13 protein-coding genes and 1 tRNA gene are annotated in these 24660 nt (G+C 70.2%); 10 read left to right on the forward strand and 4 right to left on the reverse strand.

Annotated elements, in window-relative coordinates; genetic code table 11:
* Positions 1 to 180 precede the first annotated feature (180 nt).
* Positions 181 to 253: transfer RNA gene (locus ACFWU3_RS31335), tRNA-Thr, on the forward strand.
* Between the two features lie 45 nt (positions 254 to 298).
* Here the strand turns inward: ACFWU3_RS31335 and ACFWU3_RS31340 are convergent.
* Positions 299 to 2953, reverse strand: coding sequence for a SpoIIE family protein phosphatase (locus ACFWU3_RS31340; RefSeq protein WP_384444439.1), 2655 nt, complete (start codon positions 2951 to 2953; stop codon positions 299 to 301).
* Between the two features lie 268 nt (positions 2954 to 3221).
* On the opposite strand from ACFWU3_RS31340, the gene ACFWU3_RS31345 reads away from it, so the two are divergent.
* The 9 genes from ACFWU3_RS31345 to ACFWU3_RS31385 all read left to right on the forward strand — a co-directional run bounded on the left by ACFWU3_RS31345 (position 3222) and on the right by ACFWU3_RS31385 (position 17506).
* Positions 3222 to 8723, forward strand: a complete 5502-nt coding sequence (locus ACFWU3_RS31345; RefSeq protein ID WP_384444440.1) for a HAMP domain-containing protein — start codon at positions 3222 to 3224, stop codon at positions 8721 to 8723.
* 274 nt (positions 8724 to 8997) lie between these two features.
* Positions 8998 to 9678, forward strand: coding sequence for a two-component system response regulator (locus ACFWU3_RS31350; RefSeq protein WP_384444441.1), 681 nt, complete (start codon positions 8998 to 9000; stop codon positions 9676 to 9678).
* A gap of 122 nt (positions 9679 to 9800) precedes the next feature.
* On the forward strand, positions 9801 to 12611 hold the full coding sequence (locus ACFWU3_RS31355) for a DNA translocase FtsK (RefSeq protein ID WP_384444442.1): 2811 nt from the start codon (positions 9801 to 9803) through the stop codon (positions 12609 to 12611).
* A gap of 190 nt (positions 12612 to 12801) precedes the next feature.
* Complete coding sequence (locus tag ACFWU3_RS31360; protein WP_384444443.1) at positions 12802 to 13626, forward strand: helix-turn-helix domain-containing protein; 825 nt, start codon at positions 12802 to 12804, stop codon at positions 13624 to 13626.
* 72 nt (positions 13627 to 13698) lie between these two features.
* A complete protein-coding gene (gene rimO, locus ACFWU3_RS31365) occupies positions 13699 to 15192 on the forward strand; it encodes a 30S ribosomal protein S12 methylthiotransferase RimO (protein ID WP_384444444.1) in 1494 nt (497 codons plus the stop codon).
* Entirely contained in the window at positions 15189 to 15854 is a 666-nt protein-coding gene (pgsA, locus tag ACFWU3_RS31370; protein WP_327679562.1) for a CDP-diacylglycerol--glycerol-3-phosphate 3-phosphatidyltransferase, read from the forward strand. Before rimO ends, pgsA begins: the two co-directional genes overlap by 4 nt.
* On the forward strand, positions 15851 to 16360 hold the full coding sequence (locus ACFWU3_RS31375) for a CinA family protein (protein WP_384444445.1): 510 nt from the start codon (positions 15851 to 15853) through the stop codon (positions 16358 to 16360). The genes pgsA and ACFWU3_RS31375 overlap by 4 nt, the downstream gene beginning before the upstream one ends.
* Before the next feature lie 109 nt (positions 16361 to 16469).
* Positions 16470 to 16853 (forward strand): helix-turn-helix transcriptional regulator, encoded by a 384-nt coding sequence (locus ACFWU3_RS31380; protein ID WP_313943729.1) that lies wholly within the window; start codon positions 16470 to 16472, stop codon positions 16851 to 16853.
* A 182-nt stretch (positions 16854 to 17035) separates the two neighbouring features.
* Complete coding sequence (locus ACFWU3_RS31385; RefSeq protein ID WP_384444446.1) at positions 17036 to 17506, forward strand: Dps family protein; 471 nt, start codon at positions 17036 to 17038, stop codon at positions 17504 to 17506.
* A 485-nt stretch (positions 17507 to 17991) separates the two neighbouring features.
* Here the strand turns inward: ACFWU3_RS31385 and ACFWU3_RS31390 are convergent, their stop codons facing one another.
* The 3 genes from ACFWU3_RS31390 to ACFWU3_RS31400 form a co-directional block, all read right to left on the reverse strand.
* Complete coding sequence (locus tag ACFWU3_RS31390) at positions 17992 to 18756, reverse strand: SDR family NAD(P)-dependent oxidoreductase (protein WP_384444447.1); 765 nt, start codon at positions 18754 to 18756, stop codon at positions 17992 to 17994.
* Positions 18757 to 18901: 145 nt separating this feature from the next.
* Positions 18902 to 19738 carry an Fpg/Nei family DNA glycosylase gene (locus ACFWU3_RS31395; protein WP_384444448.1) on the reverse strand — a complete coding sequence of 279 codons (837 nt, stop codon included), beginning with the start codon at positions 19736 to 19738 and terminating at the stop codon, positions 18902 to 18904.
* Positions 19739 to 19990: 252 nt separating this feature from the next.
* The gene (locus tag ACFWU3_RS31400) at positions 19991 to 24622 is read right to left on the reverse strand and encodes an ATP-dependent helicase (protein ID WP_384444449.1); all 4632 of its coding nucleotides are present in this window, start codon (positions 24620 to 24622) and stop codon (positions 19991 to 19993) included.
* Between the last annotated feature and the right edge of the window lie 38 nt (positions 24623 to 24660).

Here is a 24660-nt window from a genome sequence, read left to right on the forward strand (position 1 = left end):
TGTGGGAGAGTAGGACGCCGCCGAACAATTTTTAGCCTCAACCCCCGGACCATGTCCGGGGGTTGAGGCATTTTTGCGTTCAGGACCGGACGCCGGCGGCGACGCGGATTCTGTGGCCCCGGTGGTTCGAACCACGCCTCGGTTCGGGGTATGATCTATCCCGTTGCCACAGCGCAGCAGGCCCCAATAGCTCAGTCGGTAGAGCGTCTCCATGGTAAGGAGAAGGTCTACGGTTCGATTCCGTATTGGGGCTCGTACGAAGAAGGCCCCCGCCAACTGGCGGGGGCCTTCTTGCTGTTCAGGAGTGCTGAGGCTCCGGTACGCGCATCGCCAGGATGGCCATGTCGTCCGAGGCCGGCTCTGCGGCGAAGCGTTCCACCGCTCGCAGGACGCGGGCCGCCACCGCGCCCGCCGTCAGTCCGGTGCAGGTGGTCAGCACATCGGTGAGGCCCTCGTCGCCCAGCATGCGTGTCCCCTCACGGCGTTCGGTGACGCCGTCCGTGACGCAGAGCAGGACGTCGCCGGGGTCGAGGGTGACCATCTGCTCGTACAGCTCGAGATCGTCCATGACGCCCAGCAGGGGCTGCGGTTCGGCCGCCGGTTCGACGGTGCCGTCCTGGCGCAGGCGCAGCGGAAGCGGATGGCCGGCGCAGACGACCTTGAGGACGGCGCTGCCGTCCTCCTGCGGCCACAACTCGCCGTAGAGCAGAGTGAGGAAGCGGCTGCGGGCGCCCTCGTCGAGGATCGCGGCGTTGAGGCGCTCAAGCACCGCCGGGCCGCCGAAGCCCTCCCTCGCCAGCAGACGCAGAGCGTGCCGGGCGAGACCGGTGACGGCCGCGGCCTCCGGGCCCGTACCGCAGACGTCGCCGATGGCGAAGCCGTAGGCGCCGTCGCGGATCGGGAAGAGGTCGTAGAAGTCGCCGCCGACTTCGTTGCCCTCGCCCGCCGCGCGGTAGATGACCTCGACCTCGACGCCCGGGATGTGGGGCAACTCCGGCGGGAGCAGGCTGCGCTGGAGGGACTGGCTGATGGCCACGCGCTCCGAGTACAGCCGCGCGTTGTCGAGGGCCAGAGCCGCCCGTCGCGAGAGGTCCTCGGCGAGTTCCAGGATCTCCTGGCGGAAGTGGTCGTCGGACGGCTTGCCGAGGGTCAGCATGCCGATGACACGGTTGCGTGCCACCAGGGGCAGTACGACCGTCTCGCCGCCGACGGCTGCCGCTGTGGCGAGCGTGGTGCCGATGCCGGAGGAGACCGGCGGGGTGGAGCCGATGCCGAGTTCGCGCTTGGAGGTCAGCAGCGCCGCCTGCTGGGCCGCTTCGGCCGGTGCGCTCCACACACGTGCGCCGGGGGTGGGCACCGGGTCCGGGGGCGCGATCTTGGAGAGCAGGGCCTTGAGGCCGTCGATGCGCTCCTCGTCCTCGTGGAGGACGTAACTGAGGTACGGGTCCGAGGCCTGGTCGGCGATCGTGTAGACGGCGCACCAGGTGGCCAGCGTCGGCACGGTCATCTGCGCCATGAGCGCCAGTGTCTGGTCGCGGTCGAGGGTGCCGGCGAGCAGGTCGGACGCCTCGACGAGGAAGGAGAGCGAACCGCGGCGCAGTCGTTCGAGCTCGCCGAGACGGGCGGACTCCACGGCCAGGGCGATGCGGTCGGCCGCGAACTGGAGGCGCAGGGCCTCCTCGTTGGAGTACCGGCCCGACGCTTCGGCGGCGACGCCCAGCGATCCGGTGAGGCGGCCCTCGACCTTCAGGGGGACGGTGACGACGGAGCGCATGCCCGTGGAGTTGAGGAGCGGAACGGCGCCCGGCACCACGGTGAGGTCCTCGTGCACCGCGGGCATCCGGGCCGACCCGTAGCGCCCGGTGCCGGCCTCGACGGGCACGCGGGCGAAGCGCTGGCGGGCGGAGGGGAGTCCGGTGCTGGCCCGCACTTCCAGTTCGGTCTCGTCGTCGGTGGCCAGCAGCAGGAAGGCGGCGTCGCCGTCGAGCATGTCCCGGGCGCGCTCCACCGTGCGCTGGAGGAGCCCGTCGAGGTCGTCGGGCGCCGGGGAGCCGATGAAGACCTCGAACGGGTCTGTCGAGTGGCTCTCGGCGCCCGTGTCGGTCACGGGGGCGCGCTGCGGGCTCTGGAGCACGGCGCGTTCGTCGTCCCTGACGAGCAGACAGACGGTGGAGGGTTCGCCGTGGGTGTCGCGGACCCGCAGGTGCGAGGCGTAGACGGGGACGACACGGCCGTCAGTGCCGCGGATGCCGTAACTGCCCTCCCAGCGGGAGAGCTGGAGCGCTTCGGCGATGCCGGTGCCGATGCCTGGCGTGTGCGGCCAGGCGGCGAAGTCCGTGAGCGGCTTGCCGATGACCTGGTCGGCGGCGTATCCGAAGAGGTGCTCGGCGTCGTCGTTCCAGACGGAGATCGCGCCGCTTCTGTCGATCTGGGTGACGGCGACGCGGACGCGTTCGTCGGCGACGGGGAGGAGCGCGGTCGGCAGGGCGGGTCCCGCGGAGCGGGTGCCCACCGGGCGCTGGGGGAGGTCGAGTTGGAACCAGACCTGCTTGAACGTGGGGCTGTACTCGACGCCCCAGCGGGAGGCCAGCGCCGCGCACAGCAGAAGCCCGCGGCCGTTCTCGCGGTCGGGGCTGCCCAGCGAGAGGCCGGTGCCCTGGATCGGGACCTCGCGTTCCGGGTAGCGGTCGGCGACCTCGACGCGTACGCCGTCGTCCGAGCGCAGACACAGGACGTCGGCAGCGGTGCCGGCGTGGATGACGGCGTTGGTGACGAGCTCGCTGGTGAGGACGACCGCGTCGTCGACGACGTCCGAGAACCCCCACCCGTGGAGTGTGTCCCGCACGAAGGCCCGGGCGGTCGCGACGGACCGCCCGACAGGGTCGAAGGTGGCAGCCGCCCGCGCGGTGATCACAGAACTCCTCGTACGCGTCTCGACGCCCGGCTCTGCCATGATCGGCCTGCCCCTCCCGGTGCCCGGTGGTAGTACTGCGTCCGGGCCGCCCCCGCCGGGCGGACCGGGGCGGTTGGACAGCCGGATGCCAGGTTACTTACCTTCGCTGTCCGAGCGGATGCCGGTTGCCGCTGTTTCCGCCCGACGGGGGCGGGGACGCTATGCGAAGCTGCCGAACTGTTATGGCCTGGTTCGGCGCAGGTGAAACACTGGGCAGGCTTCCAGGTACAGCCCGGACAGTACGGTCAACCCCTGCGGGAGGGACACGGTGGAGTCTGGCGTGGCGGCGCGTGGCAAGAGCACGCGTGCGAAAGGCGGACGGTCCCGTAGCAATGGGACAACCGAGGTGGACACAGCGGCCCTGAACAGGCTGCTGGGAGCTTTGGTGTCGATGCGGGACGGCAATTTCCGTCGGCGCCTGACCGTGTCCGGCGACGGGGTGATGTCCGAGATCGCGGCTGTCTTCAATGAGGTCGCGGACCGGAACGTTCACCTCACGGGCGAGCTCGCCCGGGTGCGCAGGGTGGTCGGACGTGAGGGAAAGCTGACCGAACGGCTGGAGACGGGGGCCTGCGAGGGCTCCTGGGCGGCCGCGATCGACGCCTCGAACGCTCTGGTCGACGATCTCGCGCGACCCGTGTCCGAGGTCGGCCGCGTCCTGTCGGCCGTCGCCGAGGGCGATCTGGAACAGCGGATGGAGCTGCGCTCCCACGCCCCGGAGGGGGAGGGGGCCGTACGGCCGCTGCGCGGCGAGTTCCTGAAGGTCGCGCGGACCGTCAACAGCCTGGTGGACCAGCTGTCGGCGTTCACCGACGAGGTGACCCGGGTCGCCCTGGAGGTCGGCACCGAGGGCAAACTCGGTGGCCAGGCACAGGTGCGTGGTATGTCCGGTTCGTGGAAAGACCTCACGGATTCGGTCAACACCATGGCGTACCGGCTGACGGCGCAGGTGCGTGACATTGCTCTCGTCACGACCGCCGTGGCCAAGGGGGATCTGTCACAGAAGGTCACCGTCCATGTCGCCGGCGAGATGCTGGAGCTGAAGAACACCGTCAACACGATGGTGGACCAGCTCCAGTCCTTCGGCTCCGAGGTCACGCGCGTGGCCCGTGAGGTGGGTACGGAAGGCGAGCTCGGCGGTCAGGCCGAGGTGCCGGGTGTGGCGGGCGTGTGGAAAGACCTCACCGATTCCGTGAACACCATGGCCGGCAACCTGACCTCCCAGGTGCGCGGCATCGCCGAGGTGACCACCGCGGTCGCCAACGGTGATCTGTCGCAGAAGGTGACGGTCAGCGCACGCGGCGAAGTGGCTCAACTCGCCGAGACGATCAACCAGATGACCGAGACGCTGCGGACGTTCGCGGACGAGGTCACCCGGGTGGCGAGCGAGGTCGGCGCGGAGGGCCTGCTCGGCGGCCAGGCGCAGGTGCCCGGTGCCGCCGGGACCTGGAAGGACCTCACCGACTCGGTCAACACCGTCTTCCGCAATCTGACCACGCAGGTCCGTGACATCGCCCAGGTGACGACGGCGGTGGCCAACGGTGACCTGTCGCAGAAGGTCACGGTCGATGTGGCCGGCGAGATGCTGGAGCTGAAGAACACCGTCAACACGATGGTGGACCAGCTCCAGTCCTTCGGTGCCGAGGTCACGCGGGTGGCGCGGGAGGTCGGCGTCGAGGGCCGACTCGGCGGTCAGGCCGAGGTGCCGGGCGCCGCGAACACCTGGAAGGACCTCACCGACTCGGTGAACACGGCCTTCCGCAACCTCACCGGCCAGGTCCGTGACATCGCCCAGGTGACGACGGCGGTGGCGAACGGTGACCTGTCGCAGAAGGTCACGGTCGATGTGGCCGGCGAGATGCTGGAGCTGAAGAACACCGTCAACACGATGGTGGCGCAGCTGTCGTCCTTCGCCGACCAGGTGACCCGTATGGCGCGGGACGTGGGTACGGAGGGCCGCCTCGGCGGCCAGGCCCGCGTCGACGGCGTCAGCGGCACCTGGAAGGAACTGACCGACTCCGTCAACTTCATGGCGGGGAACCTGACCTCGCAGGTGCGGCAGATCGCCCAGGTGACGACGGCGGTCGCGCGTGGTGACCTCTCGCAGAAGATCGACGTGGACGCGCGCGGCGAGATCCTGGAGCTGAAGAACACCATCAACACGATGGTCGACCAGCTCTCCGCGTTCGCCGAGCAGGTCACCAGGGTGGCCCGTGAGGTGGGTACGGACGGCCGGCTCGGCGGCCAGGCGCAGGTGCCCGGTGTCGCCGGTGTGTGGCGCGATCTGACCGACTCCGTGAACGGCATGGCGGGCAACCTCACCGCCCAGGTCCGCAACATCGCCCAGGTCGCCACCGCGGTGGCGCGCGGTGACCTGTCGCAGAAGATCGACGTGGACGCGCGCGGCGAGATCCTGGAGCTGAAGAACACCCTCAACACGATGGTGGACCAGCTCTCGAACTTCGCGGAGCAGGTCACGCGGGTGGCGCGCGAGGTGGGTACGGAGGGCATCCTCGGCGGTCAGGCCGAGGTTCAGGGTGTCTCCGGCACCTGGAAGGACCTCACGCAGTCCGTGAACTTCATGGCCAACAACCTGACCAGCCAGGTCCGCAACATCGCCGAGGTGACCACGGCGGTCGCCAAGGGCGACCTCTCCAAGAAGATCACCGTCGACGCCAAGGGCGAGATCCTGGAATTGGTGACGACCGTCAACACCATGGTCGACCAGCTCTCCGACTTCGCGGACGAGGTGACCAGGGTCGCCCGTGAGGTGGGTACGGAGGGTGTGCTGGGCGGTCAGGCCCGGGTGCGCGGTGTCACCGGCATCTGGAAGGACCTGAGCGACAACGTCAACCTGATGGCCAACAACCTGACCAGCCAGGTGCGCAACATCGCCCGCGTCTCCGCGGCCGTCGCCAACGGCGATCTGACCAAGAAGGTGACGGTGGAGGCGCGCGGCGAGGTCGCCGAGCTCGCCGAGACCGTGAACACGATGGTGACGACCCTGTCGTCGTTCGCCGACGAGGTGACCCGGGTGGCCCGCGAAGTGGGCACCGAAGGGGAGCTGGGCGGTCAGGCGCATGTGCCGGGCGTCTCCGGCACCTGGAAGGACCTCACCGAGTCCGTGAACTCGATGGCGTCCAACCTGACCGGCCAGGTGCGGCAGATCGCCACGGTCACCACTGCCATCGCGAAGGGCGATCTCACCAGGAAGATCGACATCGACGCGCGGGGCGAGATCCTGGAGCTGAAGACCACCATCAACACGATGGTCGACCAGCTGTCGTCGTTTGCCGGGGAGGTCACCCGGGTGGCCCGCGAGGTGGGCACGGACGGGCAGTTGGGCGGTCAGGCCCGCGTGCGGGACGTCGACGGCACCTGGCGCGACCTCACCGAGTCGGTGAACGAGATGGCCGGGAACCTGACCCGGCAGGTGCGCGCGATCGCGGCCGTCGCGACCGCGGTGACCCGCGGCGATCTGAACCTCAAGATCGATGTGGACGCGGCCGGCGAGATCCAGGTCCTTCAGGACAACATCAACACGATGATCGCGAACCTCCGTGACACCACCCTCGCCAACGAGGAGCAGGACTGGCTCAAGGGCAACCTCGCCCGGATCTCCGGTCTGATGCAGGGCCGGCGCGACCTGGACGACGTGGCCTCGCTGATCATGAGCGAGCTGACGCCGGTCGTCTCGGCGCAGCACGGAGCCTTCTTCCTGGCGATGCCGACCGGCAGCACCTCGGACGTACCGGGCAACGGGGAGCTGGCGTACGAGCTGTGCATGCGCGGCAGTTACGGCTACTCCGCGGGGCTCATGCCGACGTCGTTCCGGCCGGGCGAGACGCTGATCGGGACGGCCGCCGAGGAGAAGCGGACGATCCAGGTCAACGTGCCGCCGGGCTATCTGCGGATCTCCTCGGGTCTCGGGGAGGCGTCACCGGCGTATGTGATCGTGCTGCCGGTGCTCTTCGAGGGGAAGGTCCTCGGGGTGATCGAGCTGGCGTCGTTCCAGCCGTTCACGCAGATCCAGCGGGACTTCCTCAACCAGCTCGCCGAGATGATCGCGACGAGCGTCAACACCATCAGCGTCAACACCAAGACCGAGGTGCTGCTCAAGCAGTCGCAGGAGCTGACCGAGCAGCTGCGTGAGCGCTCGGCGGAGCTGGAGAACCGGCAGAAGGCGCTCCAGGCGTCCAACGCCGAGCTGGAGGAGAAGGCGGAACTGCTCGCGCAGCAGAACCGCGACATCGAGGTCAAGAACACCGAGATCGAAGAGGCCCGGCAGGTGCTCGAGGAGCGCGCCGAGCAGCTCGCGGTCTCGATGCGCTACAAGAGCGAGTTCCTGGCGAACATGTCGCACGAGCTGCGTACGCCGCTCAACTCGCTGCTGATCCTGGCCAAGCTGCTCGCCGACAACGCCGAGGGGAACCTCTCGCCGAAGCAGGTGGAGTTCGCCGAGACGATCCACGGCGCAGGGTCGGACCTGCTCCAGCTGATCAACGACATCCTCGATCTGTCGAAGGTCGAGGCGGGCAAGATGGACGTCAGCCCGACGCGTATCGCGCTGGTGCAGCTGGTCGACTACGTGGAGGCCACCTTCCGCCCGCTGACCGCGGAGAAGGGTCTCGACTTCTCGGTCCGTGTCTCGCCGGAGCTGCCGGCGACGCTGCACACCGACGAGCAGCGGCTGCTCCAGGTGCTGCGCAACCTCCTGTCGAACGCGGTGAAGTTCACCGACTCCGGCGCCGTGGAGCTGGTCATCCGGCCGGCGAGCGCGGATGTGCCGCAGTCGATCCGCGAGCAGCTGCTGGAGGCCGGGTCGCTTCAGGACGCTGACGCCGATCTGATCGCGTTCTCCGTCACCGACACCGGCATCGGGATCGCGTCGGGCAAGATGCGCGTGATCTTCGAGGCGTTCAAGCAGGCCGACGGTACGACCAGCCGTAAGTACGGCGGTACGGGCCTGGGCCTGTCCATCAGCCGGGAGATCGCGCGGCTGCTCGGCGGCGAGATCCACGCGGCCAGCGAACCGGGCCGCGGTTCGACGTTCACGCTCTATCTGCCCCTTCACCCGAGTGAACTGCCGCCGCAGGGTTATGCGCAGGTCACCTCGGGCGCCGTGGAGGCGCAGCCGGGGCCGGCCGACGACACGGCGGTCGAGGCCTCTTCGCAGCCTCGCCCCGAGCGGTCGGCGCCGCAGGGACCGGCCGCTCTCTTCCGGCGCCGCCGCAAGGCGCTGGAGGCGACCGACGAGCGGACGGCGCTGCCCGGGCGGCAGGGGTCGTCGGGCGACGGCACCGGGGCGCCTGGCGGGGGTGTCCGGGGCCAGGAGGAGTGGCAGGGCGGCCGCGGCGGCCAGGAAGCGCCGGAGCAGCGGCGGACGTTCACCTTCGACAACGAGAAGGTGCTCATCGTCGACGACGACATCCGCAATGTCTTCGCGCTCACCAGCGTGCTGGAGCAGCACGGCCTGTCCGTGCTGTACGCGGAGAACGGCCGTGAGGGCATCGAAGTCCTGGAGCAGCACGACGATGTGACGGTCGTACTGATGGACATCATGATGCCGGAGATGGACGGCTACGCGACGACGACGGCGATCCGCAGGATGCCGCAGTTCGCCGGACTGCCCATCATCGCGCTCACCGCGAAGGCGATGAAGGGGGACCGGGAGAAGGCGATCGAGTCGGGGGCATCCGACTATGTCACCAAGCCGGTCGATCCTGACCATTTGCTCTCAGTGATGGAGCAGTGGATGCGCGACGAGTGAGCGGCCGCTGTTCGGATCTTCGCCTGTTGTTGACTGGCTGTGGCCGAAGGCGTGTGAGGCAGTGGTATTCGGGGAACCTTCTGGTCTCCCGCTACGTTTCTGCTTCGTGCACTGTGACATCACGGTGACAGGGTGTGGCGACGGGCGGGGTGCGGCTACCATGACCGGCACAAGGACGGGCGACGCAAGGGAGTCGTCCCCTGGGGCGGCGCCCGGTGCGTCCCCCGGCTCGAAGAGCTGGGGAGACCCCACGCCGGGGCGAGGAGGACGGGGCATGGTGCAGAAGGCCAAGATCCTCCTGGTCGATGACCGGCCGGAGAATCTGCTGGCGCTGGAGGCCATCCTCTCTGCGCTCGATCAGACACTGGTGCGGGCATCGTCAGGGGAGGAAGCGCTCAAGGCGCTGCTGACAGACGACTTCGCGGTCATTCTGCTGGACGTCCAGATGCCTGGAATGGACGGTTTCGAGACCGCGGCGCACATCAAGCGGCGGGAGCGGACCCGGGACATCCCGATCATCTTCCTCACCGCGATCAATCACGGACCGCATCACACGTTCCGGGGCTATGCCGCGGGCGCGGTCGACTACATCTCGAAGCCGTTCGACCCCTGGGTGCTGCGTGCCAAGGTCTCGGTCTTCGTCGAGCTGTACATGAAGAACTGCCAACTGCGGGAGCAGGCCGCGCTGCTGAGGCTCCAGCTGGAGGGCGGCGGGCAGTCGGGCGCCGACAGTCACAAGGAGCCGGCGGGACTGCTCGCCGAGCTCTCCGCGCGCCTCGCTGCCGTCGAGGAGCAGGCGGAAGCGCTCTCGAAGCAGCTCGACGACGACTCCGCGGATGCCGCCGCCGTGGCCACCGCGGCCCATCTCGAGCGCAAACTCACGGGTTTGCGCAGAGCCCTGGACGCACTGGAACCGGGCACCGGCGGCCCCAGCGCCCTTCCCTCGCAGAACTGAGCGGCCCAGGCGTCTTCCGGTGTGTGAGGGAACGTCACTTTGCCGCCTCCGCAGGGCGACACGAACGGGTGAAGCAGTAAGCACACGTGTCCACTGCCTCCCACACCGGTAACCTCACCACTATGGCCTCACGTACGTCCGGCAAGGGTTCCCAGGGCACGGCGGGCACCGCGAAGCCGCGCCCCGGCCGTACGACCGGTGCCGCGAAGAAGGCGGCGCCCGCCAGGAAAGCCGTCGCGAAGAAGACCGCGCCCGCGAAGAAGGCACCGGCCAGGAAGGCCGTTGCCAAGAAGGTCGCGCCGAAACCGGCACCGTCTCCCACCGGCGGTGTCTATCGGCTCGCCCGCGCGCTGTGGCTCGGACTCGCGCACGGCCTCGGGGCGATGCTCCGCGGCATAGGGCGTGGTGCGAAGGGACTCGACCCGGCCCACCGCAAGGACGGCCTCGCGCTCCTCCTCCTCGGTCTTGCCCTCGTCGTCGCCGCCGGAACCTGGTCCAATCTCCGCGGCCCGGTCGGCGATCTCGTCGAGATGCTGGTGACAGGAGCCTTCGGCAGGCTCGATCTGCTGGTGCCGATACTGCTCGGCGCGGTCGCCGTCCGGCTGATCCTCTATCCCGAGAAGCCCGAGGCCAACGGCCGCATCGTCATCGGTCTGTCCGCCCTCGTGGTCGGCGTGCTCGGCCAGGTGCACATCGCGTGCGGCTCCCCGGGACGCGGTGAGGGCACCGGCGCCATGCAGGACGCCGGCGGTCTGATCGGCTGGGCCGCGTCCAAACCGCTGATCTTCACCATGGGTGAGGTGCTGGCGGTACCGCTGCTGGTGCTCCTCACGCTCTTCGGTCTGCTCGTCGTCACCGCCACTCCGGTCAACGCCATTCCGCAGCGGCTGCGACTGCTCGGCGCCAAGCTCGGCATCGTCGACCCGGTGTACGAGCCGGGGGAGTACGAGGACGGCGAGTACGCGCAGGGCACGGACGACGACCGCCGTTACGACGAGCAGTGGCGCGAGGCCGTCCCGGCCCGCGCCCGCCGCTCGGGCTCCCGCCGCAGCGAGGCCCCCGTCGACTACGACCCGGACCAGGCCGAGTCGGAGGCCCTGTCCCGGCGCCGCCGGCCGCGCCGCGGCTCGGCGCAGCCCGCGATGGACCGGCCGATGGACGCCGTGGACGTGGCGGCCGCCGCGGCCGCCGCCCTCGACGGAGCCGTCTACAACGGATTCCCGCCCTCGCCCCTGGTGGCCGATCTGACCAAGGACGTCACCGCGGAGCGGCAGCGGGCCGCGTCCCCGCTGCCGGCCGCGCGCGAGCCCGAACAGCAGGCGGAGCCCAAGAAGCGACGGGTCAAGGAGCCGGAGGAGACGCCCTCGCAGAGCGGGCCCGTCCCCGACCTCACCAAGCCGGCCCCCGACGACTCCCAGCCCCTGCCGCCGCGCGCCGAACAGCTCCAGCTGGCCGGCGACATCACGTACTCCCTGCCGTCGCTCGACCTGCTGGAGCGAGGCGGGCCGGGCAAGACGCGCAGCGCCGCCAACGACGCGATCGTCGCCTCGCTCTCCAACGTCTTCATGGAGTTCAAGGTCGACGCGGCCGTCACCGGCTTCACCCGGGGCCCGACGGTCACCCGCTACGAGGTGGAGCTCGGCCCGGCCGTCAAGGTCGAGCGGATCACCGCCCTGACGAAGAACATCGCGTACGCCGTCGCCAGCCCCGACGTACGGATCATCTCCCCGATCCCCGGCAAGTCCGCGGTCGGCATCGAGATCCCCAACACCGACCGCGAGATGGTCAACCTCGGCGACGTCCTGCGCCTCGCGGACGCGGCCGAGGACGACCACCCGATGCTGGTGGCGCTCGGCAAGGACGTCGAGGGCGGCTATGTGATGGCCAACCTCGCCAAGATGCCGCACGTCCTCGTCGCCGGCGCGACCGGCTCCGGAAAGTCGTCCTGCATCAACTGCCTGATCACCTCGGTCATGGTGCGGGCCACCCCGGAGGACGTCCGGATGGTGCTCGTCGACCCCAAGCGGGTCGAACTCACCGCCTACGAGGGCATCCCGCACCTGATCACCCCGATCATCACCAACCCCAAGCGGGCCGCCGAGGCGCTCCAGTGGGTCGTGCGCGAGATGGACCTGCGCTACGACGACCTCGCCGCGTTCGGGTACCGGCACATCGACGACTTCAACCAGGCCGTGCGCAACGGCAAGGTGAAGGCCCCCGAGGGCAGTGAACGCGAGCTGTCGCCGTATCCCTATCTGCTCGTCATCGTGGACGAGCTCGCCGACCTGATGATGGTCGCGCCGCGGGACGTGGAGGACGCGATCGTCCGCATCACGCAGCTGGCGCGCGCCGCGGGCATCCATCTGGTACTGGCGACGCAGCGGCCGTCCGTGGACGTGGTCACCGGGCTGATCAAGGCGAACGTGCCGTCCCGGCTCGCCTTCGCCACCTCCTCGCTCGCCGACAGCCGGGTCATCCTCGACCAGCCGGGCGCGGAGAAGCTGATCGGCAAGGGCGACGGGCTCTTCCTGCCGATGGGGGCCAACAAGCCGACCCGTATGCAGGGCGCCTTCGTGACCGAGGACGAGGTCGCGGCCGTCGTCCAGCACTGCAAGGATCAGATGGCCCCGGTCTTCCGCGAGGACGTCGTGGTCGGCACCAAGCAGAAGAAGGAGATCGACGAGGACATCGGCGACGACCTGGATCTGCTCTGCCAGGCCGCCGAACTTGTGGTATCCACCCAGTTCGGGTCCACGTCGATGCTCCAGCGCAAGCTGCGCGTCGGTTTCGCCAAGGCCGGACGGCTGATGGACCTGATGGAGTCGCGCAACATCGTCGGGCCGAGCGAAGGCTCAAAGGCTCGTGATGTTCTGGTGAAACCTGATGAGCTGGATGGAGTGCTTGCCGTGATCCGCGGGGAGTCTCACTCGTAAGGGTTTTGAGAGCAACCGTTTCCCCCGGTCCTACGTCAAGTTGGAGGGAGGGACATGCAGATGTCCCACCATCACGGATACCCGGCCATTCCGATGGCGTACAAACTCCCTCCGCCCAGTTGCCCCACCCTTTCGTACCACCCATAGACTGAACCTCCAGCAGGTGGCTACACGCTCGAAAGGCGCCCCCGTGTCCATCGGCAACTCCCCCGAAGACGACCGGCCTTCCCCCGAGGATGACCGGCCTTCGATCGGTCATGTGCTCCAGCAGGCCCGCATCGACGCAGGTCTGACCGTCGACGAGGTCAGCGCCTCCACCCGGGTGCGCGTCCCGATCGTCACCGCGATCGAGCAGGACGACTTCTCCCGCTGTGGCGGTGATGTGTATGCGCGCGGCCACATCCGCATGATCGCGCGTGCCGTCGCCCTCGATCCCGATCCGCTCGTCTCCCAGTTCGACGCCGAGCACGGTGGGCGGCCCGCGCCGACGCCCGCCGCGCCGATGTTCGAGGCCGAACGCATCCGGCCCGAGCGCCAGCGGCCCAACTGGACCGCGGCGATGGTCGCGGCGATCGTCGCCGTGATCGGTTTTGTCGGTTTCACGATGTTCAACGGCGACGACGAGGGCAAGGACGGCTCCAACGTCGCCGAGGGCTCGGCGCCCGACAAGAAGCCCTCGCCCAGCAAGTCCACGAGCAAGCCCGTCGACCCCAAGCCCGAACCCTCCGACAGTGCGATCGCCGCGGTGCCGAAGGACAAGGTCACGGTCAAGCTGTCCGTCCTCGACGACAAGAGCTGGATCTCCGCCAAGTCGCACAACGGCAAGCTGCTCTTCGACGGCACCCTGCTGAAGGGCCAGTCCAAGACCTTCCAGGACGACGAGCGCGTCGATCTGATCCTCGGCAACGCCGGCGCGATCGAGCTCTACGTCAACGGCAAGAAGGTCGAGGACCGCTTCGAGACGGGCCAGGTCGAGCGGCTGTCGTACACCAAGGGTGACCCCGAGGTCGGCTGACGCCACAGGGCGGCGGACGGCCGGGAACCCTCGGGGCCGGGGTGAGGGCCGGGACAAAGTAGTCTTGAGCCCATGCCCGAACGCCGTACCGTCGCCCTTGTCACTCTTGGCTGCGCCCGTAACGAGGTGGACTCGGAGGAGCTTGCAGGCCGCTTGGCAGCGGACGGCTGGGAGCTCGTCCAGGAAGCCGCCGACGCGGACGTCGCCGTCGTCAACACCTGTGGCTTCGTCGAAGCCGCGAAGAAGGACTCCGTCGACGCCCTCCTCGAAGCCAATGATCTGAAGGACCACGGCAGAACCCAGGCCGTGGTCGCGGTCGGCTGCATGGCCGAGCGGTACGGCAAGGAACTCGCCGAGGCGCTGCCCGAGGCGGACGGTGTGCTCGGCTTCGACGACTACTCCGACATCTCCGACCGGCTCCAGACCATCCTCAGCGGCGGCGTCCACGCCTCGCACACTCCGCGCGACCGTCGCAAGCTCCTGCCGCTCAGCCCGGTGGAACGCCAGTCGGCGACCGAGGTCGCGCTGCCGGGCCACGCCCAGGCCCCCGAGGACGTGCCCGAGGACCTTCCCGAGGGAGTCGCCCCGGTGTCCGGGCCGCGAGCCCCGCTGCGTCGGCGCCTCGGCACCAGCCCCGTCGCGTCCGTGAAGCTCGCCTCCGGCTGCGACCGCCGCTGCTCCTTCTGCGCGATCCCCTCCTTCCGCGGCTCGTTCATCTCCCGGCGGCCCAGCGACGTCCTCGGTGAGACGCGCTGGCTGGCGGAGCAGGGCGTCAAGGAGGTCATGCTGGTCTCCGAGAACAACACCTCGTACGGCAAGGACCTGGGCGACATCCGGCTGCTGGAGACCCTGTTGCCGGAGCTCGCGGACGTCGACGGCATCGAGCGGGTGCGCGTCAGCTATCTCCAGCCGGCCGAGATGCGGCCCGGGCTGATCGACGTGCTGACCTCGACGCCGAAGATCGCGCCCTACTTCGACCTCTCGTTCCAGCACTCCGCCCCCGGCGTGCTCCGGGCCATGCGGCGCTTCGGCGACACCGAGCGCTTCCTGGAGCTTCTGGACACCATCCGGACCAAGGCTCCCCAGGCCGGTGTGCGCTCGAACTTCATCGTCGGCTTCCCCGGCGAGACCGAGGCCGACTTCGCCGAGCTGGAACGCTTCCTCACGCACGCGCGTCTGGACGCCATCGGTGTGTTCGGTTACTCCGACGAGGACGGCACGGAGGCCGTCTCGTACGACGGCAAGCTGGACGCCGACGTCATCGCCGAGCGGCTGGAGCACCTGTCGCGGCTCGCGGAGGAGCTGACCGCGCAGCGCGCCGAGGAGCGGCTCGGTGAGCGCCTGGAGGTGCTCGTCGAGTCCGTGGACGGCGAGGACGGTGCGGTCGGCCGCGCCGCGCACCAGGCCCCGGAGACGGACGGCCAGGTCGTCTTCACCTCGGGCGAGGGCCTGGTCCCCGGCCGTATCGTCGTGGCGAAGGCTGTCGGTACGGAGGGCGTCGACCTGGTGGCCGAGCTCTGCGAGGTCCTGGAGGACGACCACAGGGTTCAGGAGGCAGCCAGATGACCGGAGTGCCGGCATCCGCGGGGGGCGGCACGGGTAGGCCCGCGCCCGGCGGCAAGCTCGGCGCTGCGGCCGTCAATCAGGCCAGTCTCTGGAACATCGCCAACATCCTCACCATGGTGAGGCTGGTGCTGGTGCCCGCCTTCGTCCTGCTCATGCTGCAGGACGGCGGGTACGACCCGGCTTGGCGGGCCTGGGCATGGGCCGCTTTCGCCGTCGCCATGATCACGGACATCTTCGACGGCCATCTGGCGCGCACGTACAACCTGGTCACCGACTTCGGGAAGATCGCTGACCCGATCGCCGACAAGGCGATCATGGCGTCCGGCCTGATCTGCCTGTCCGCGCTCGGCGATCTGCCGTGGTGGGTGACCGGAGTGATCCTTTTCCGCGAGCTCGGCATCACGCTCATGCGGTTCTGGGTGATCCGCCACGGTGTGATTCCCGCCAGCCGCGGCGGCAAGATGAAGACCCTCGCCCAGGGCGCGGCCGTCGGGATGTACGTCCTGGCGCTGACCGGTCCACTCGCCACCCTCCGCTTCTGGGTGATGGCCCTCGCCGTCGTGTTGACGGTGCTCACGGGCCTGGACTACGTGCGACAGGCGATCGTGCTGAGGCGCAAGGGGCTGGCCAGGGAGCGTGCCGTGGCGGAGGCGGACCGGTGACGGTCGCCGCCCGGATCATCGCGGTGCTCGCGGAGCGTGGCCAGACCCTGGCGGCCGCGGAGTCCCTGACGGGCGGTCTGGTGGCCGCGGAGCTCACCGGGGTCCCCGGAGCCTCGGCGGCCTTCCGCGGGTCCGTCACGGCGTACGCAACCGAGCTGAAGCGGGACGTCCTGGGCGTCGACGGGACTCTCCTGGCGGAGCGGGGCGCGGTGGACGCCGAGGTCGCGATGCAGATGGCGGCCGGTGTGCGCACGGTCCTGGGCGCAGGGTGGGGTGTCGCCACCACGGGTGTGGCAGGTCCCGAGCCGCAGGACGGGAAGCCTGTCGGGACGGTCTTCGTGGCCGTCGCCGGGCCGGACGGTTCCGGGAAAGTCGCCGCACTGCGGTTGAACGGTGGCCGGGCGGAAATCCGTAGAGAGAGTGTACGGAGCGTGCTCGAGCTGCTCTCCGGCGAACTGCACGAAAATGCGAGGGCACAGGATACGGAACAGAACGGGGGGAATTGATGTTTGCAGCCCTGAGTGAACACGACATCGCTCCCCGCACGGCCGCAGCGCGAGGCGGTACGGTGGGGCGTGAAGGATGCGGCTACACGGTCCGAGGAGGGAGCCACCGATGATTCTGCTCCGTCGCCTGCTTGGTGACGTGCTGCGTCGGCAGCGCCAGCGCCAGGGCCGTACTCTGCGCGAAGTCTCCTCGTCCGCCCGAGTTTCGCTCGGCTATCTCTCCGAGGTGGAGCGGGGGCAGAAGGAGGCTTCCTCTGAACTGCTCTCCGCCATCTGCGACGCGCTTGACGTACGGATGTCCGAGCTCATGCGAGAAGTGAGCGACGAGCTGTCGCTGGCCGAACTGGCCGAGTCGGCAGCGGCCACCGAGACGGTGCCTGTGCCAGTACGCCCGATGCTCAATTCCGTATCCGTGACGTCGGTGGCAGGTGTGCCGACGGAGCGGGTGACCATCAAGGCGCCTGCGGAGGCGGTCGACGTCGTGGCTGCCTGATCCCCGTACGGCTGGTGCGGCTCGTTTTCGAGCTGAGCCCCGGTCGCTGCCCCTCTGGGCGGCGCGCCGGGGTTTTTGCTTTGCGCGGCTTGTGCCCGAATGTCTGGTACGTGCGTCTATGTCATGGTGGGAAAGGCTGACAGCCCAGCTGACACGAGCTGACCACCTACTGGAGGACACGCATGTCTGTCGTGAAGAGCCCGTTGTCCGAGGCCGACCTCAAGGCGGTCGGTAACGCGCTGCGTGGAGCCCTGGTGGATCTGGTGGATCTCGGCCTCGTGGCCAAGCAGGTCCACTGGAACGTCGTGGGGCCGCGTTTCCGGTCCGTCCATCTCCAGCTCGACGAGGTCGTGGACACGGCTCGTCTGCATTCGGACACCGTGGCCGAACGGTGCTCCGCCATCGGCGTGACCCCGGACGGCCGGGCCGGCACGGTGGCGTCCCAGAGCGCCATCGGCACGGTGCCGGAGGGCTGGATCAAGGACGTCGACGCCGTGAAGACGCTGGTGGACGCCCTCGGCGCGGTGATCGAGCGGATGCGGGAGCGTATCGAGGTGACGGACGATCCGGACCCCGTGAGCCAGGACATCCTGATCGGGCTCACCGCGGACCTGGAGAAGCACGCCTGGATGTTCCAGGCCGAGAGCGCGTAGATCGGAGCCCGGTGCCGTTTCGCGCGCCGGGCCTGCATCCGGTGCGCCCTCCCGGCGGATGATCGCGCCGGTCTAGCGTGGGGCCGGAGGGAGGCGAGCCATGGCACGAGGCGGAGGAGTGCGCGTGCCTGCGGTCGCCCTGGGACTCATAGCCGGCGGTCTGTGGTGGTGGGCCGTGCTGCGCCTGCTGCTGGCGCCGGACCAGTCCGGTCTGGTCGAGGGGGCGGTGGCGGCGGGCGGCTGGGGGCTGAGCCTGCTGCCGGTGCATGTCACGGCATCCCGCGGGGCGGTCAGGGCGCCCCGCGGAGGTGGTGGGGCGGTGGTCGAGAGGGCGGTCGGTGGTGGGCCGATTGTCGGTGGCGGGGCTGCCGGGTCCGCTCGTATCGGTGACGGATCGCGTCGCACCGGCAGGGCATCGCGCAGCAGGTGGATGCGGCGCGTCACGCGGACGTTGCACGGTCCTCAGGTCCACGGCGGTGCCGGCCTCACCAGGGCATGGCGACGCCCCCGTTCGGGCGAATGATCTGACCCGTCGTGAACGACGAGGCGTCTGAGGCGAGATGCAGGACCGCGTGCGCGATGTCCTCGGGCTCGCCGACTCTGCGGAGGGGAGAGAGCCGGACCATCGTCGCCTCTGCCTGATGCTGGAGCGCCGCGTCATGGCGGTCGGTCATCGGGGTACGGACCCAGCCGGGGGCGATGGCGTTCACTCGTATGGAGCGCGGGCCGAGTTCGGTGGCCAGCGTCTTCGTCAGCTGGACGACGGCAGCTTTGGCCGCGCTGTAGCAGAGCAGGCCGGCGTTGGCCGCGTCCACGGCTCCTGAGGCCATCGTGACGATCGAGCCCGGAGTGCCGGCCGTGATCATGCTGCGTGCCGCTTCCTGGCAGGCGTACAGGACTCCCTTGAAGTTGACCGCGAGGACGCGGTCGAGATCCTCGTCCCTGGTCTCCAGCACGGAGCTGCTGTGCATGATTCCGGCGATCGCGGCCAGGATGTCGAGCCGTCCGGCGCTCTCGATCGCGGCCTTCACCTGCGCGCGGTCCGCGACGTCGAGGGTGTGGGTGGAGGCTGTGCCGCCCGCATCGCTGATCATGCTGCGGGTCTCGTCCAGTCCCTTCTCGTCGATGTCGGCGCAGTGGACCGCGGCGCCCGCTTCGGCGAGGAGTACGGCCGAGGCCCGGCCGATGCCGCCGGCCGCACCGGTGACGAACGCCGTCCGGCCGGTGAGGTCGTACGCGGTGAGACCCATGCCGGGACCGTACGACCGGATCTGACGGCCCGTCAACTGGTCGTCGGCGACTCATTGTCCGTTCACGAGCGCCTGCGGTGTCCGGGGTGGCAGCACGGGGATGTCCAGCACGGGGATGTCCAGGACGGGCTGGCGCGCCGGGGAGTCAGCGGGTGGGGCTCGGGCCCGCCTGGCAGCCCGGGCACCAGTACGTGACGCGTTCGCCGGTGCCGTCGCTCTGGTCCGCCTTGCGTACGGCGGTACCGCAGCGCAGGCAGGGATGGCCACCGCGGCCGTAGACGTACAACCGAGGGCCGAAAGCTTGTCGGCGAGGGCCCGCCGGCACACTGCGGTCGGTGGCCGTGGTCTGCCGTTCGAAGGTGTTCTTGTTGAGCTCCAGGAGCCGCTGGGCGGTGGCGACGAGCCGGGCGGGGACGTCCTCGGGCAGTTCGCCCACGGGAAGCCAGGGCGTGACCCCGGCGAGGAACGCGAGCTCCGACTTGTAGACATTGCCGATCCCGGCGAGATTGCGCTGGTCGAGGAGCGCTTCACCGAGGGGGCGGCCCGGGTCCGCGAGGAGATTGGTCCGCGCGGTGTCCGGGTCCCAGTCGGGGCCGAGGAGATCGGGGCCGAGATGGCCGACGACGTTGCTCTCTTCGGCCGTGCGGACCAGCTCCAGGACGGGGAGGCGATAGCCGACGGCCGTCTGGGCGGCGGTGCCGAGGATGACCCGGATCTGGTGTGCGGGCCCGCCGCTCCAGCGCTTGCCGACGGCGAACACACGCCACGCGCCGTCCATCCGCAGGTGCGAGTGGAGGGTGAGACCGCCCTCGAAACGGGTGAGGAGATGCTTGCCGCGTGAGGTGACGTCCAGCACGGACCGGCCGGTGAGGTCGGCGGTCGCGAACCGCGGCACGCGCAGATCGGACACGGTGAGTACCTGACCCGCCAGGGCGGTGTGCAGCCGCTTCGCGGTCAGCCAGACGGTGTCTCCTTCGGGCATGGATCCATGATGCGCGAGGCGGGCACGGTGTGGGAGCCGGGCCGCGCGAATGAGCCCTCGGGGTGAGGGTGGCGCGCCCCCGAGCGTGCCTGTTCGCAGCGGCAGCACCGCACTCCGGGGTGGCGGGCAGCGGCCGTGAGCGGGCCTTCTCCGAGCGTGCCCTCCCGTGCCCCCCGACCGCGCGGGCCACGGGTCTGTGAGCGGGTCGTCTCTCTGCGGACTCTCGCGCCGCCGACCTCGCGGGCAACGCCTTCAGGGGCGGAGCCGGAGCCCTCGCGGTGTGGCGAGGAAGCCGGAGACCTCCAGGGCCCGGGACAGCGGGGAGGTCAGCGCCGAGACACCGTTCGCCCGTTCCACCGTGATCGTGCCGATGGCTCCCGCGCGCGCCGCGTTCGCCAGGGCCGTGGCCGCCGCATGCAGAGCCGGCGCATCCGGGTCGGTCGCCCAGGACAGCAGGGACTTCCCGCCGCGCTCCATGTACATCGTGAGCTCGCCGTCGACCAGGACCACCAGGGATCCCGCTTTCCGGCCCGGCTTGTGGCCGGCGCCGTCCGGCGGCTCGGGCCAGGGCAGCGCGGCTCCGTAGGCGTTGGCAGGGTCCGCGGCCGCCAGCACGACCGCCTGGGGCGGTGCGTCGCCTCCGCTCCGGTCCAGGGTGTTGGCCGCGGCCCGGAGACGGTCCACCGCGCCGTCCATCGCGAACTGGGCCGCCCCCAGCCCCTCGACCACGTAGCCGCGCCGCGCCTGTCCGCTGTCCTCGAAGGCGGCGAGGATCCGGTACGTGGCGGAGAAGCCGCCCTCGACCCCTTCGGCCGCCACCGCGCCGCGGGTCACCACACCATGACGGTCGAGCAGGGTGCGGGCCAGGGCGTGTGCGCGGTGCGTCGGTTCGGGTTCGAGGGGCGGCAGGAGCGACCAGCGGCCACTGACCGTCGGCGGTCCCGTACGGGAAGCGGTGCGGGCGCTCGCCGTCAGGCTTCCGTAACGCCCGCGGGGCACCGTCCGCTTGGCGCGATGCGCCGTCGACCCGGCGGTGCGGCCCGAGCCGAGCAGCGAGCGCAGCGGGGAGAGGGTGTCGTTGGTGAGCCGGCCCGACCAGGCCAGGTCCCATACGGCGTCGGCCAGTTGGGGATCGTTGACGTCCGGGTGGGTCGTCGCCCGGATCTGCTCGGCGATCTGCCGGAAAAACAGCCCGTACCCCGGGGCGAGCGCGGTCAGGACGGATTCGTGCAGCGCGGTGAGCTCCAGCGGATGGGGCTGGGGAAGCAGCAGCGGTGCCGCGTCGGCGAGGTAGAGCGAGACCCAGCCGTCCTTGCCGGGCAACGCGCCCGCACCGGCCCACAGGACTTCGCCGGCCGTGGTCAGCTCGTCCAGCATCGCGGCGCTGTAGCCGCGGACGCGGGAGGGCAGGATCAGCTTCTCCAGGGCGGAGGCGGGGACGGCCGCGCCCTGCAGTTGCTCGATGGCGCGGGCCAGCCCGTCGATGCCGCTCAGGCTGTTGTTGCCCAGGTGCTGCCATTGGGGGACGAAGACGGCCAGCGCTGCCGGTGGCACGGGCTCCAGCTCGTGGCGCAGGGCCGCCAGCGACCGGCGGCGAAGCCGTCGCAGCACGGCCGCGTCGCACCATTCCTGGCCGATGCCGGCGGGGTGGAACTCGCCCTGCACCACGCGCCCGTTAGCAGCGAGCCGGTGCAGCGCACCGTCGGTCACGGCCACGCCCAGCCCGAAGCGGCCGGCGGCCTGTGCGGTGGTGAACGGGCCGTGCGTCCGCGCGTACCGGGCGAGCAGATCGCCCAGTGGATCCTTGACCGGTTCGGTGAAAGCCTCCGGGACGCCGACCGGGAGCGCGGTGCCGAGTGCGTCGCGCAGCCGTCCGGCGTCCTCGATCGCCGCCCAGTGATCGGCTCCGGCGATCCGCACCTGGATCGCCCGGCGGGACGCGGCCAGGTCCCGGGGCCACTGCCGTTCGGCGCCGCGCTCGACGAGTTCCGCGTCCGTCAGCGGGCCGAGGAGCCGCAGCAGGTCGGCGACGCCCTCCTCGTCCTTGATCCTTCGGTCCTCGGTGAGCCACTGGAGCTCGCGCTCCAGCTCGGTCAGTACGTCGGCGTCGAGCAGCTCGCGCAGCTCCGCCTGGCCGAGGAGCTCGGACAGCAGCCGGGAGTCCAGCGACAGGGCGGCCGCCCGGCGCTCCGCCAGCGGGGAGTCGCCCTCGTAGAGGAACTGGGCGACGTAGCCGAACAGCAGCGAGCGGGCGAAGGGCGACGGCTCGGGCGTGGTGACCTCGACCATCCGGACCCGGCGGGCCTCGATGTCGCCCATCAGCTCGGTCAGGCCCGGCACGTCGAACACGTCCTGGAGACACTCGCGGACCGCTTCGAGGACGATCGGGAAGGACCCGAACTCGCTCGCCACCTCCAAGAGCTGGGCCGCCCGCTGGCGCTGCTGCCACAGCGGGGTGCGCTTGCCGGGATTGCGCCGGGGCAGCAGGAGCGCTCGCGCGGCGCACTCGCGGAACCGGGAGGCGAACAGCGCGGAGCCGCCCACCTGGTCGGTGACGATCTGGTTGATCTCACCCTTGTCGAAGACGGCGTCGGCCGCCCCGACCGGTGCCTGGTCACTGTCGAACGTCGCGTCCAGATGCACCGGATCCTGGTCCAGAAGATCCAGGCCCATCAGATCGGCGTCCGGCAGCCGCAGCACGATTCCGTCGTCGGCGTGCATGACCTGGGCGTCCATGCCGTACCGCTCACTGAGCCGGGCGCCGAGCGCCAGTGCCCACGGGGCATGCACCTGGGCGCCGAACGGCGAATGGATCACCACTCGCCAGTCGCCCAGCTCGTCCCGGAACCGCTCGACGAGGATCGTCCGGTCGTCGGGCACATGGCCGCACGCGCGGCGCTGCTCGTCGAGGTAGGCCAGGATGTTGTCGGCGGCCCAGGCGTCCAGGCCGGCGGCCAGCATCCGCAGCCGGGCGTCCTCGGAGGACAGTCCGCCGACCTCCCGGAGGAACGCGCCCACCGCGCGCCCCAGTTCGAGCGGGCGTCCCAGCTGGTCGCCCTTCCAGAAGGGCAGACGTCCCGGAACTCCGGGCGCGGGGGAGACGAGCACCCGGTCGCGGGTGATGTCCTCGATCCGCCACGAGGTGGTGCCCAGCGTGAAGACGTCGCCCACGCGCGACTCGTACACCATCTCCTCGTCGAGCTCGCCGACCCGGCCGCCGCCCTTCTTCGGGTCCGCGCCCGCCAGGAAGACGCCGAACAGACCGCGGTCCGGGATGGTGCCGCCGGACGTCACGGCGAGACGCTGTGCGCCCGGCCGGCCCGTGACCGTGCCCGCGACGCGGTCCCAGACCACACGCGGCCGCAGCTCGGCGAACGCGTCGGAGGGATACCGTCCCGCCAGCATGTCGAGGACGGCTGTGAACGCCGACTCGGGCAACGAGGCGAACGGCGCGGCCCGACGGGTCAGTGCCAGCAGGTCGTCGACCTGCCAGGTGTCCAGGGAGACCATGGCCACCAGCTGCTGGGCGAGCACATCCAGGGGGTTCGACGGGACGCGCAGCGCTTCGATGGAACCGGTGCGCATCCGCTCGGTGACGACCGCCGACTGCACCAGGTCGCCGCGGTACTTCGGGAAAACGACGCCGGTGGAGACCGCACCCACCTGATGCCCCGCACGGCCCACGCGCTGAAGACCGGAGGCCACCGAGGGCGGCGACTCGACCTGCACGACGAGGTCCACCGCCCCCATGTCGATCCCCAGCTCCAGGCTGGAGGTGGCGACGACGGCGGGCAGCCGCCCCGCCTTCAGGTCCTCCTCGACCAGCGCCCGCTGCTCCTTGGAGACCGAACCGTGGTGCGCGCGGGCGAGCAGGGGCGGGGCGCCGCGCACGGACCCCGACTGCCCCATGAGTTCCGCGGGCGACGCCTCCTCCGGCATCGCCTCGCCCGTGGCCCGTTCGTAGGCGATCTCGTTGAGACGGTTGCACAGGCGCTCGGCCAGACGACGGGAGTTGGCGAAGACGATCGTGGAGCGATGGGCCTGGACGAGGTCGACGATCTTCTCCTCGACATGCGGCCAGATCGACGGTTTGTCGCCGCCGTCCGGCGACGACGAGGCCTCGGACGCAGGGGATCCGCCCAGTTCTCCCATGTCCTCGACCGGGACGACCACCGAGAGGTCGAACTCCTTGCCCGATTTCGGCTGGACGATCTCCACCTTCCGCTGCGGGGAGAGATAGCGGGCCACCTCGTCCACCGGGCGGACCGTCGCCGACAGGCCGATGCGCCGGGCCGGGCGCGGCAGCAGCTCGTCGAGACGCTCCAGCGACAGGGCGAGGTGCGCACCCCGCTTCGTCCCCGCGACGGCGTGCACCTCGTCGAGGATCACCGTCTCGATGCCCGACAGCGCGTCCCGCGCGGCGGAGGTGAGCATCAGGAACAGCGACTCCGGTGTGGTGATGAGGATGTCCGGCGGCTTCGTGGCCAGGGAACGGCGCTCGGCGGCGGGGGTGTCTCCCGAGCGGATGCCGACACGGATCTCGGGTTCGGGCGTCCCGAGCCGCACGGACTCCTGGCGGATACCGGTCAGCGGGCTGCGGAGATTGCGCTCCACGTCGACGGCGAGCGCCTTGAGCGGGGAGACGTACAGGACGCGGCAGCGCTTCTTCGGGTCCGCGGGCGGGGGAGTGGAGGCGAGGTCGTCGAGGGCGGCCAGGAACGCGGCCAGGGTCTTGCCCGAGCCCGTCGGCGCCACGACCAGGACGTCCGAGCCCTCGCCGATCGCCTGCCAGGCCCCTTCCTGCGCGGCGGTGGGCGCGCTGAAGGCTCCCGTGAACCAGCTGCGGGTCGCGGGAGAGAAGGATTCGAGTGCGGACCTGGCCATGTCCACCATCGTGCACCGGACCACTGACAATTACTGTC

This window comes from Streptomyces sp. NPDC058685 (assembly GCF_042714725.1).
Lineage (GTDB): Bacteria > Actinomycetota > Actinomycetes > Streptomycetales > Streptomycetaceae > Streptomyces.

Coding starts and splice junctions, on each gene's coding strand:
- ACFWU3_RS31395 (WP_384444448.1), bottom strand. CDS start 19,738: ATGCCCGAAGGAGACACCGTCTGGCTGACCGCGAAGCGGCTGCACACC.
- ACFWU3_RS31350 (WP_384444441.1), top strand. CDS start 8,998: ATGGTGCAGAAGGCCAAGATCCTCCTGGTCGATGACCGGCCGGAGAAT.
- ACFWU3_RS31385 (WP_384444446.1), top strand. CDS start 17,036: ATGTCTGTCGTGAAGAGCCCGTTGTCCGAGGCCGACCTCAAGGCGGTC.
- ACFWU3_RS31340 (WP_384444439.1), bottom strand. CDS start 2,953: ATGGCAGAGCCGGGCGTCGAGACGCGTACGAGGAGTTCTGTGATCACC.
- ACFWU3_RS31380 (WP_313943729.1), top strand. CDS start 16,470: ATGATTCTGCTCCGTCGCCTGCTTGGTGACGTGCTGCGTCGGCAGCGC.
- rimO (WP_384444444.1), top strand. CDS start 13,699: ATGCCCGAACGCCGTACCGTCGCCCTTGTCACTCTTGGCTGCGCCCGT.
- ACFWU3_RS31400 (WP_384444449.1), bottom strand. CDS start 24,622: ATGGCCAGGTCCGCACTCGAATCCTTCTCTCCCGCGACCCGCAGCTGG.
- ACFWU3_RS31355 (WP_384444442.1), top strand. CDS start 9,801: ATGGCCTCACGTACGTCCGGCAAGGGTTCCCAGGGCACGGCGGGCACC.
- pgsA (WP_327679562.1), top strand. CDS start 15,189: ATGACCGGAGTGCCGGCATCCGCGGGGGGCGGCACGGGTAGGCCCGCG.
- ACFWU3_RS31390 (WP_384444447.1), bottom strand. CDS start 18,756: ATGGGTCTCACCGCGTACGACCTCACCGGCCGGACGGCGTTCGTCACC.